Origin of the sequence: Pseudomonas fungipugnans, assembly GCF_029955235.1 — a bacterium.
In the GTDB taxonomy this organism is placed as follows: domain Bacteria; phylum Pseudomonadota; class Gammaproteobacteria; order Pseudomonadales; family Pseudomonadaceae; genus Aquipseudomonas; species Aquipseudomonas fungipugnans.
Genome location: NZ_JARBWL010000001.1, coordinates 1,466,760 through 1,478,767, shown reverse-complemented (window position 1 = coordinate 1,478,767; position 12,008 = coordinate 1,466,760). Strand labels below are relative to the sequence as shown.

The 12,008-nt window shown below is 64.3% G+C and carries 2 protein-coding genes; one reads left to right on the top strand and one right to left on the bottom strand.

All coding sequences use genetic code 11. The annotated features are described in order from the left end of the window. Positions 1 to 10: 10 nt before the first annotated feature. Positions 11 to 967, bottom strand: coding sequence for a nucleoside-specific channel-forming protein Tsx (locus POF45_RS05930; protein ID WP_259495116.1), 957 nt, complete (start codon positions 965 to 967; stop codon positions 11 to 13). Between the two features lie 456 nt (positions 968 to 1,423). Between POF45_RS05930 and POF45_RS05925 the strand changes: the two genes are divergently transcribed. Next, positions 1,424 to 11,917, top strand: a complete 10,494-nt coding sequence (locus tag POF45_RS05925) for an autotransporter-associated beta strand repeat-containing protein (protein WP_282316008.1) — start codon at positions 1,424 to 1,426, stop codon at positions 11,915 to 11,917. Positions 11,918 to 12,008: the final 91 nt, after the last annotated feature.

Genomic DNA, 12,008 nt, shown 5'->3' with positions numbered 1-12,008 from the left:
CTCCTTGTTTTCAGAACTGATAACCGATACCGGCGTAGTAACCCCAGCCATTGGAGCGCGCGCGGAATTCGCCGTCGCCGAAGTTCAGCACGCTGCCATCTTCCCAGTTGCCGCCGTTGTGGAAGTAACGGCCCACCAGGGTGAAACGCAGGTGGGTGAATGAGTACAGCAGCACGTTGGTGGCCACCGTGGCGTTGGCGGTACGAGCCGGGTTGTCTTTGTGCAGGTCCGAGCCGAAATCGAAGTTGGTGAAGCCGATGTAGGTCAGCGACGCGCCGTTGCTGTAGCTGTCGATCGGCACGATGTATTTGAGCTGGGCGCGGTAGCCGTCCCACGAATACTCGTTGCTGGCGCCATAGTTTTCCCACTGGTAACGACCGTAGAAGTTGGCCGACAGGTTGACCTTCGAATGGGTGTCGATGTCGGTGCCCAGACCGCTGTACAAGGTGTTGGCGCGGTTGGCGGTGCTGCTGCCGTGGTCGTAGATCCAGTCGAAGGCCACATACCATTCCTTGAACGGCCCGACCGCCAGGCTGCGACCGGTCAGGTAGTCGATGGAGATGCGCGGCTCGTGCTCCATGAACACCGGCGAGCCGTGATCCCAGGCGCCTTTGTCATGGCTGTTGCCGATGTCGAAGATCTTCGGGATGTCGACATAGCCGTACAGCTCGAAGGGGCCTTTGCGGCCGAAGTATTCGTATTCCAGGTACACATCGTCGGCCGGGCGCGGGCCGAAGCTGATGTCCTTGCTGCCGATGACGGTCAGGTCCTGGTTGAACCAGTCCGACAGATAAGCGCCTTTTTTCGGCGGGCTGGCTTCCGGGCTCAGGGTTTCGCCCTGGGCGGATTCTTCAGGCAGGGCGGGTTGCGCCAGAACAGTGCCGCTGAGTAGTCCTGTAACGCTGGCCAGTAGCAAGGAAACAGCAAAAGTGCGCGAGCAGGTCGCGCCGCTGGACGTGCAATGCATTAAAAGTCCCTTTTCGTGCAGGTCGAAGGCCCGGTTTTTCGGGCTTGCGCGGTTAGGTTGCGAATAGGCCGGTATCGGCGACTCGCAAACGTTTGCACAAGTTATACCAATTGTTTCAATTACATGAAAATTCTGGTGAATCTGCGTTTTAGCTGACGGCTTCGTCAAGCGTGCAATTGGTCGAAACCGACACAACCCCCACAGGGGACCAAAGGGCGGTAAACGGCCCGCGTGCACCAAAGTATTAATACTATTTTTCCCCGGTGCTTTTATGCCCCAACGCTGTGCGTCTACTACCGTGTGTCACGAATGATACGGTTCTTTCAACCGTCGCAGTCTTGATTCGCGTGTGATCGGATTCATGGCCAGGCTGGCCGTTGTAACACGCCCTTCAAGGAAGAAAGGTTCACCACGAAAAAGGAGTAACACGTGGATTTCAGATCTGTCGCCGCCCCGATGTCTCGCGTTTCCCCTCTCTTTCTCGCTGTTCGCCTCGGTATAGTCGGTGCGGTTGTCGGCCTCGTCAGTCCGCAAGCGCTGGCGGCGTGTACGCCCGCCAGCCCGACAGCGGGCGCCACGGTCACCTGTACCGGTGTGCCGTCGTTGCCGCTGTTTCTCAATACCTTTGCCAGCGCTGTGAACAACCTGACGGTCAACGTCAACTCCGGCGCGCAGATGAACGCGACGCTGGGCGGGGTGGCGCTCAACCTCACCGGCAACAACCTGACTTTCAACAACTCCGGGACGGTCGATCCGGGTTTGCTGGGGGCGGTGACGGCCCTGAGTGGCGGCCTGACGCTGGGCAATACCAGCGCTTCGACCGTCAACATCAACAACACCCTGACCGGGATCATTCGCGGCACCGGTGATGTGCTCGGTGTGAACCTGACCAGCCTCGCCGGCATGGCGATGAGCGTGGTCAACGGCGCCGGCGGTGTTACCAACATCACCAACAACGGCACCCTCGGTTCCAATGCCTTGCTCAACGTGACGCTGTTTGCCTCCGACACGCCCATCGTCGCGGTGCAGGGCGGCTCGCAGATCAACATGGTCAACAACGGCACCTTGACCGGCCGGGTGGCGTTCGAAACCTCGTCCACCGGCAACACCTTCATCAACACCGGCACCATCAGCGGCGGCGTGTCGATGGGTACCGCCAGCAACAACACCTTCACCGCCGTCACCGGTTCGAGCATTTCCAGCGGCGGTGGCGTGGGGATCAGCCTCGGCGGCTTGATCGGCGTCAACCTGACCTTCGCCCCCACCGGGCAAATCGATGGCGGCGCGGGCGGCAACAACTCGCTGATCCTGCAGAACACCATCGGCGTCGGCGGTGGCACCAGTGGCACCGGCACGGCATCGAGCGCCAACTACGTCAACTTCAACAACCTGACGGTCAACAGCGGTACGTGGACCCTGCAAGGTCCGCTGGTCAGCGGCGCCGCCACCCTCAATGGCGGCATCGCGCTGTTCAACAACGCCCAGTCGTTCGGCACCGGGGTGCTGACCTCCAACGGCGGGACGATCCAGGCCAGCAACGCCGGCCTGACCCTCAACAACCTGATTACCCTGGGCAGCGGCGGCCTGGCGGTGCAAGGCACCAACGGCACGACCCTGGGCGGGGTGGTTTCCGGCACGGGTGGCTTGACCAAGGCCGGCACTGGCCAGTTGACCCTCAGTGGTGCCAATACTTTCACCGGCAACACCACGATCAATGCCGGTTCGGTTCAGGTACTCAACAACCAGGCCTTCGGGTCCGGCGCCGTGACCTTTGGCGGTGCAGCGACGCTGACCTCGCCAGGCACCATCACCCTGAACAACCTCATCACCCTGACCGGCGACATGACAACCACCGGCAGCGGGGCACTGACCCTGGCCGGCGTGATCAACGGCGCGGGCGGCATCAACAAGAACGGCAACGGCAGCCTGATCCTCAACGGCAACAACACGGCCTACACCGGCACCACCAACCTGAACACCGGTACGCTGGTGGTGGGCAACAACAACGCGGTGGGCACCGGCGCCTTGAGCGTCAATGGCGGCGCGAGCCTCGATAGCAGCGCCAACGTGACCCTAAGCAACAGCATCGGGCTCAATGCCAACCTGACCACGGTCGGCAGCAACGCCTTGACCCTCGCCGGGGCGATATCGGGCGCGGGCGGCATCATCAAGGACGGCGCGTCGACCCTGACCGTGACCGGCAACAACAGCCAGACCGGCGCCACCGCACTTAATGCCGGCACGCTGCTGGTAGGCAACAACAACGCCCTGGGCACTGGGGCCCTGAACACCGCCGCCGGTACCACGCTGGACGCCACCACCGCCGTGACGTTGGCCAACGCGGTCACCATGGCCGCCGACCTGACCATCGGCGGGACGCAGGCACTGGGCCTGACCGGTGTGGTCAGCGGCGCAGCCGGGATCATCAAGAACGGTACGGCGGCGCTGACCCTCGGCGGCGCCAACACCTACACCGGCAACACCGCGCTCAACGCCGGTTCGCTGATCGTCGGCTCCAATACGGCGCTGGGCGTCGGCGGTACCTTGAATACCGCTGACGGCACCACGCTGGATGCGAGCACCGCAACAACCCTGGGCAACGCAGTCAACGCCACCGGCAACCTCAACATCGGCGGCACATCCGACCTGACCCTGGGTGGCGTGGTGGCCGGCGGCGGCCTGACCAAAAACGGCACTGCCAACCTGATTCTCAATGGTGCCAACACCTTCCTCAACGGTGTGACCCTGAACGCGGGCACGCTGACTGCCGGCACCAACACGGCGCTGGGCATCGGCAACCTGACCGTCGCCGGTGCCGCCTCGCTGGACAGCAGCGCCAACGTGAACCTGGCCAACAACGTCGCGTTGAACGCCGACCTGACCGTGGCGGGCACCAACCCACTGACGCTGGGCGGGGTGCTCAGCGGCACCGGTCAACTGATCAAGAACGGCGTCTCCAACCTGGTGCTCAACGGCGTCAACACTTATGCGGGCGGCACCACGCTCAATGCCGGTGGCCTGGTCATCGGCAACGGCGCAGCGCTGGGTACCGGTGCACTGACGGTGGGCGGCGCCAGCAGCCTCACCAGCACGGGCGCGACGACCCTGAGCAACGCGATCAACCTCAACGCCAACCTGAGTGCCGGCGGCGCCAATCCGATGACCCTCAACGGTCTGATCAGCGGCACGGGCGGCTTGATCAAGACCGGCCCGTCGGTCTTGACCATCAACGGCAACAACACCTATTCAGGCCCTACGGCGCTGGACGCCGGCACGCTGATCATCGGTTCCAACACCGCACTGGGCACTGGCGCGTTGAATGCCGCCAGTGGTACCACGCTGGATGCCAACACCGCCGTCACCCTGGCCAATGCGGTCAGCCTCGCGGGCAGCCTGACCTTCTCCGGCAGCAATGCGCTGACCCTGGGCGGCAACGTCAGCGGCGTCGGCAGCCTGATCAAGAACGGCGCGGCCGACCTGACCCTCAACGGCACCAACAACTACCAGGGCGGCACCACGCTCAACGCCGGCAAGATCATTGTCGGCGCCAACAATGCCTTGGGCAGCGGCCTGCTCACCACGGCCGCCAACACCGCCCTGGACGCCAACACGGCCGTCAGCCTGAACAATCAACTGAGCCTGGGCGCCGCCCTGAATGTCGGCGGCACGGCAGACCTGACCTTGTCCGGTCTGGTCAACGGTGCCGGCAGCCTGGTGAAAAACGGTACAGCCAACCTGACTCTCAACGGCGCCAATGGCTTCCTCGGCGGCACCACGTTGAACGCCGGCACCCTGACCGTCGGCAGCAACACGGCGCTGGGCCTTGGCAACCTGACCGTCGGCGGCGCCTCGACCCTGGACAGTAATACCGCGGTGACGCTGGCCAACAACGTCGCGCTCAATGCCGACCTGACGGTTGGCGGCACTCAAGGCCTGACACTGGGTGGCGTTGTCAGCGGCACCGGGGAGTTGATCAAGAACGGCGCGGCCAACCTGACCCTCAACGGCATCAACACTTACAGCGGCGGCAGCACGCTCAACGCCGGCACCCTGACGTTGGGCAACGGCGCGGCGCTGGGCAGCGGTAGCCTGACCGTCGGTGGCACCTCGACGCTGGACAACAGTGCGGCGATGACCCTGAACAATGCCATTGCCCTCAATGCCGACCTGAGCGTGGCCGGCAACAACAACCTGGCACTCGGCGGCGTGATCAGCGGCGCCGGCGCCCTGAACAAGAACGGCCTGGCGGACCTGACCCTCAGTGGCAGCAACACCTTCACCGGTCCGCTGAACGTACTGTCCGGCAGCGTGACCACCGCCAGTGCCGGTGCGTTGGGCAACACCTCGGGCGCAGCGGTCAGCGCCGGTGCCAGTTTGATTCTGGGCAGTGATGCCAGCCTCGCTACCCTCAGCGGCAGTGGTGGCGTGCAAATCAGTGGCAGCAATACCTTGTCGGTGGGTGGCGTCAACTCCACCAGCACCTTCGATGGCAGCCTGACCGGCACCGGTGCGCTGAACAAAGTCGGCACCGGCACCCTGAATGTCACCGGCATCAACAGCCTCAGCGGTGATACGGCGGTCAACGGCGGCACGCTGAATCTCAGCGGCTCGCTGGCCAGTGCCAATGTCAACGTCAACACCGGCGGCACCTTCACCGGCACCGGTTCGGTACTCGGCGCGCTGAATGTGAACAATGGTGGCCATCTGGCCCTGAGCAGCGGCAACACGCTGTCTGCCGGTTCGCTGGTCATGAGCGGCAACTCCAACCTGGACGTGGCGCTCGGTGCACCGTCCACCACGTCACTGCTCAACGTCGGCGGCAACCTGACCCTGGACGGCAACCTGAACGTCAGCGATGCCGGTGGCTTCGGCGTCGGCGTTTATCGCTTGATCAACTACACCGGCAGTCTCACTGACCTGGGCCTGACGGTGGCCGGCGTGCCGGTAGGTTATGGCCTCGGCGATCTGGTGGTGCAGACCTCGGTCGGCAATCAGGTCAACGTGCTGGTCTCGGCACCCGATGCCAACATCCGCTTCTGGGACGGTAGCCAGACCATTGCCAACGGCGTGGTGGATGGCGGTACGGGCACCTGGACGGCGGGCGGCACCAACTGGACCTCGGTCAACGGCACCGTCAACTCACCCTGGGCCGGTGACTTCGGCGTGTTCCAGGGCACGGCGGGCACTGTCACCGTGGCGGGCGCGCAGCTGTTCACCGGGCTGCAATTCGTCACCAACGGCTACAACCTCGTGGCCGGCAGCGCTGGGCAATTGACGGCGGTCAACGGCACCAGTGGCAACACGGCGATCCGAGTCGATCCGGGCTCCACCGCGACCCTCGGCGTCGGCATCGACGGCAGCGGCATCATTGCCAAACTCGACAGCGGCACCCTGGTGCTCAACGGCGCCAACAGCTACACCGGTGGCACCGAACTTCAGGGCGGTACGCTGGTAGTGGGCAGCAACACGGCGCTGGGCACTGGTTTGCTCACCACGTCCACCGGCACCACACTGGACAGCAACGCGGCTGTCGCGCTGGGCAACGCCGTGAGTCTGGGCGGTAACCTGACCGTCGGCGGCAGCAATGCGCTGACCCTCAACGGGGCGATCGGCGGCGTCGGCGGCCTGATCAAGAACGGCGCCGCCAACCTGACCCTGGGCGGCAACAACAACTTCCTCGGCCCGGTCGCGCTGAACGCCGGCGGGCTGATCCTGGCGTCGAACTCGGCGCTCGGTTCCGGCGCACTGAACGCAGCCAGCGGCACCACGCTGGACGCCGCCTCTGCGGTGAGCGTCAACAACGTGATCAACCTGGCCGGTAACCTCGGCATCGGTGGCACGGCAGACCTGACCCTGGATGGCGTCATCAACGGTGCCGGGAGCCTGAGCAAGAACGGCGCGGCCAATCTGACGCTCAATGCGATCAACGGCTTTACCGGCGGCCTGACGCTGAACGCCGGCACCTTGACCGTGGGCAACGGCCAGGCCTTGGGGTTGGGCAATCTGACGGTCGCAGGCGCTGCGAACCTGGACAACAGCGTGCCGTTGATTCTGTCCAACAACATCGGCCTGGATGCCGGTCTTGCGATCAATGGCAGCAATAACCTGAGTCTCGTCGGCGTGATCAGTGGCACTGGCAGCCTTAGTAAAAACGGTAACGCCAACCTGACACTTAACGGCGTCAACACCTATGGGGGCGGCACCACCCTCAACGGCGGCACCCTGACCCTCGGCAACGCGGCGGCTCTGGGCACTGGCGCCTTGACCGTGGCGGGCGCCTCGACGCTGAATAACAGCTCGTCGCTGGTGCTGGCCAACAACGTCAATGTCAACGCGGCACTGGCAGTGGCCGGCAGCAACAACCTGACCCTGACCGGTGTGCTGGCCGGCACCGGAACGCTGACCAAGAACGGCGCGGCTGACCTGAGCCTCGGCGGCAGCAACACCTTCAGCGGCAACTTCAACGTGCTGGGCGGCAGCCTGAGTACCACCAGTGCCACGGCGCTCGGCGACAACGCCGGGATGAACCTGGGCACCGGTACGCAACTCAACCTCGGTGCGTCCGCCAGCCTCGGCAGCCTCACTGGCAGCGGTACGGCGCTGGTCGGTGCGGACAACACCCTGAACATTGGCGGCGGCAACCAGAGCAGCACTTTTGCCGGTGTACTCGACGGCGCCGGTCAGTTGAACAAAACCGGCACCGGCACGTTCACCCTCGGCGGCGTCAACACCCTGAGCGGCGACACCAGCATCAACGGCGGCACCCTGAATGTCAGCGGTTCGCTGGCCAGTGGCAACGTGGCGGTCAACAGCGGCGGTACGCTGACCGGCGCCGGCAGCCTCGGCGGTGCGGTCACGGTGGCCGATGGCGGTCATCTGGCAGGCGCGACCGGCAGCACGCTGTCGGTGGGTTCGCTGGTGCTGTCCGGCAACTCCAATCTGGATGTCGGCCTCGGTACGCCGGTGTCCGGTGGCGGCAATGCGCTGATCAACGTCGGCGGCAACCTGACCCTGGACGGCAACCTCAACGTCAGCGATATCGGCGGCTTCGGCAGCGGTGTGTATCGCATCATCAACTACACCGGTGCCCTGACCGACAATGGCCTGCTGATCGGCAGTGTGCCGGGCAGCGTGGTGCCGGGGGATCTGCAAGTACAGACTGCGGTCGGCAATCAGGTCAACCTGCTGGTGACCGCTGCGAACACCACTGTGCAGTTCTGGGACGGCAGCCAGTTGGAGGGCAATGGCGCCATTGAAGGCGGCAGCGGCTCATGGGGCGGCAGCACCACCAACTGGACCAATGTCGACGGCACCGTCAATCAGGCCTGGGCCAACAGCTTCGCGGTGTTCCAGGGCACGGCGGGCACGGTCACGGTCAACGGCGCGCAAAGCATCACCGGGATGCAGTTCGTCAGCAACGGCTACAGCCTGGTGAACGGCACCGAGGGCGCGCTGACGCTGGTCAACGGCGCCATGGGCAACGCGTCGATTCGCGTCGACCCGAACGCCACCGCGACCCTCGGCGTCAATATCAACGGCGCCGGTGCCCTGGGCAAATACGACACCGGTACGCTGGTGCTCAACGGCAATAACACCTACACCGGCGGCACCGCGCTCAACGGCGGCACACTGGTGGTCGGCAACAACAGCGCGCTAGGCACAGGCATATTGACTGCGGCCAACGGTACTGCGCTGGACAGCAACACGGCGGTCAGCCTGGCTAACGCCGTGGTGTTGAACGGCGGCCTGAGTGTCGCCGGCTCCAACGCGCTGACGCTTGGCGGTGGGGTCAGCGGCAGCGGTAGCCTGATCAAGAATGGCGCGTCCAGCCTGAGTCTCAACGGCACCAACACCTACAGCGGCGGTACGCAACTCAATGCAGGCACGTTGGTCCTGGGCAACAACAGCGCCATCGGCAGCGGTGCGCTGAGTATCGGCGGCAATGCGGTACTCGACAGTACGGCGGCACTGCAACTCAATAACGCCATCAATCTTGGCGGGCAATTGAGCCTGGCCGGCACGCAAGACACCACCCTCGTTGGCGTGATCGCCGGCAGCGGCAGTCTGGTGAAAAACGGCAACGGTGCGCTGTTGCTCAGTGGCGCCAACACCTACAGCGGCGGCACCACGCTCAACGGTGGCAGTACCAGCGGCGACACCAGCACCCTGCAAGGGGCAATCCTCAACAACGCGGCACTGACTTTCGCGCAGAACAGCGATGGCACCTACAGCGGCACCCTCACCGGCAGCGGCACGCTGAACAAAACCGGCGGCGGCCAGTTGCTGTTGACCGGCACCAGTGGGTTTACCGGTAACACCAATGTGCAGGCCGGCACTTTGCGGGTCAACGGCACGCTCAACAGTGGCAACGTCAGCGTCGCCAGCGGCGCGACCCTCGGCGGCAACGGCCAGCTTGGTGGTGCCGTGCAGCTGGCGAGTGGCGCGACCCTGGTCGGTGGCGGTACGACTACGCCGCTGTCGGTCGGTTCGCTGTCGCTGGCTTCGGGCAGCAACCTGAACTTCAGCCTCGGTTCTGCCACGGCCTCGACCACGGTGGTCAACGTCGCCGGCAACCTGACCCTCGACGGCACGCTGAACGTCAGTAATGCCGGTGGTTTTGGCACCGGCGTCTATCAGCTGTTCCGCTACGGCGGCAGCCTGACCGACAACGGTCTGGTGTACGGCTCGCTGCCGGGCGATATCGTACCGGGTTCGTTGACACTGCAAACCGCCCTGGCCAACCAGGTCAACCTGTTGGTACAGAGCATGCCGGGTGAGGTGCAATTCTGGAACGGCGGCAAAACCAGAGCTGACGGCAGCATTGGTGGCGGCAGTGGCGTCTGGGACAACAACACCAACTGGACGGACGCCAGCGGCACCGTCAGCGAGGACTCGAACAACCAGTTTGCGGTATTCGGCGGGCAGGGCGGCACGGTGACCGTGGTCGGCAACCAGGGCTTTACCGGGTTGCAGTTCCTCGTCAATGGCTACAGCCTGGTGGCCGGTGCGAATGGCAGTTTGAGCCCGACCAACGCGGCGGACGGCAGTCTGGCGGCGGTTCGGGTCAACGGCGGCGACACCGCGCAAATCGACGCGCCGCTGGTGGGCGCTGGCGGTATCAACAAGATGGACTCCGGCACCCTGGTGCTGACTGGCGCCAACACCTACAGCGGTGGCACCACGGTCAGCGGCGGTACGCTGGTCGGTAACACCACCAGCCTGCAGGGCCGTATCCTCAACAACGCGCGGCTGTTGTTTGCGCAAGCCGGCAACGGTCGCTTCAACGGCACACTCAGTGGCACTGGCGACGTGGTCAAGCAAGGCGCTGGCACGTTGCTGATTGACGGCAGCCAACCGTTCAGCGGCACCGTCGAAGTGCAGCAGGGCATGTTGCAGGTCGGTGATGCGCCCGCGAATTTTGGTGGGCAGATTACCGTCTCCAATGGCGCTGCTTTAAGTGGTAACGGCAGTGTCGGTTCTGTGGTCAACCATGGCCTGGTGTCCTCTGGCACCAGCATTGGCAACCTGAGCGTAACGGGCAACTTCACCAACGCCGCGGATGGTGTGCTGGCGCTGACCGTGAATTCGCCAACCGTCACACCGTTGGCCGTCGGCGGCACCGCGACCCTGGCGGGCGGTCTGCAAGTCACCAATCTGGCACCCTACACCGGCAACACCACCTACGCGCTGATCACGGCGGGCGGTGGCGTCAACGGCACCTTCAGCGCCGCTGATCTGCCGGAAACGGCGTTCCTCAACGCTTCGCTGGTGTACACCGGCAATGAAGTCGGCCTGGCGGTCAGCCGTAATGGCACATCGTTCGCCGATGTCGCCACCACCGGCAACCAGCGTGGCACGGCCACGGCCCTGTCCAATAATGGCCCGGCCGGTGCGGCGTTGCAGAACCAGATCGTCAACCTCTCGACAGCCGGTGCCCGTGCGGCGTTCGACAGTTTGTCCGGGGAGATCCACGCCAGTACCGCCAGTGCCATTCTTGAGGACTCGCGCTACATCCGCGACGCCGTCAACGACCGCATGCGTCAGCCATGGTGCAGCGGCATGGATGATCCGCGTACGACCCTGGCCCCGAGCGAAAACCGCCTCACCAGCGGCGGCTGCCACGGTGAAATGGTTGGCTGGATGCGCGCCATCGGCACCTGGGGCAAGATGGACGGTGACAGCAACACCGCCCGTCTTGACCGCAAACTCGGCGGTTTCATGCTCGGCACCGACAAGCAGATCGACGACACCTGGCGCGCCGGTATGGCCGCCGGTTACACCCGCAGCAGCCTGGATGCCAATGACCGCAATTCCAATGCCACGGTCGACAGCTACCATCTGGCCGCTTACCTCAACTCGCAGTTCGACGCCCTGGCCGTCCGCCTCGGCGCCGCCTACAGCTGGCACGACATCGAGACCGAACGCGACGTCAACGTGGGCGCCTACAACGACCGGTTGAAGGCGCACTACGATGCACGCACCGCACAGGTCTTCGGTGAAGTGGGTTATGCCATCAACGCGGGCGGCTTTGCGCTTGAGCCGTTCGCCGGTCTGTCCTACGTCAACTACGACAGCGACACCGGTAAAGAGAAAGGCGGGGTAGGGCGCCTGAAGGCCCAGTCCAGCCAGGACATCACCTTCTCCACCCTGGGTGTTCGCGTCGGCAAGCTGCTGACCCTGGCCAACGGCAGTCAACTCACGCCGCGTGCCGCGATTGGCTGGCGTCATGCCTACGGCGACACCAAACCGGATGCCGACCTGACCTTCATCGATGGCGGCGCCTCGTTCAGCACCCAGGGCGTACCGATTGCCAAGGACAGCGCACTGCTTGAAGCGGGTGTGGACTTCCAGGTCACGCCGAACGGCAAGCTGGGGATTGGCTACTCGGGGCAGGTGTCGGGCGACAACAACGACAACGCGATGACGCTCAGCTACAGCCTCACGTTCTGAACATGGTCGAAGCACTTTAGCCGCCCGAAAGGGCGGTTTTTTTTTTGCGTACCGTTTTCAGGGTGTAGACAGACCCCATGTGGGAGCGGTC

Coding starts and splice junctions, on each gene's coding strand:
- POF45_RS05930 (WP_259495116.1), bottom strand. CDS start 967: ATGCATTGCACGTCCAGCGGCGCGACCTGCTCGCGCACTTTTGCTGTT.
- POF45_RS05925 (WP_282316008.1), top strand. CDS start 1,424: ATGTCTCGCGTTTCCCCTCTCTTTCTCGCTGTTCGCCTCGGTATAGTC.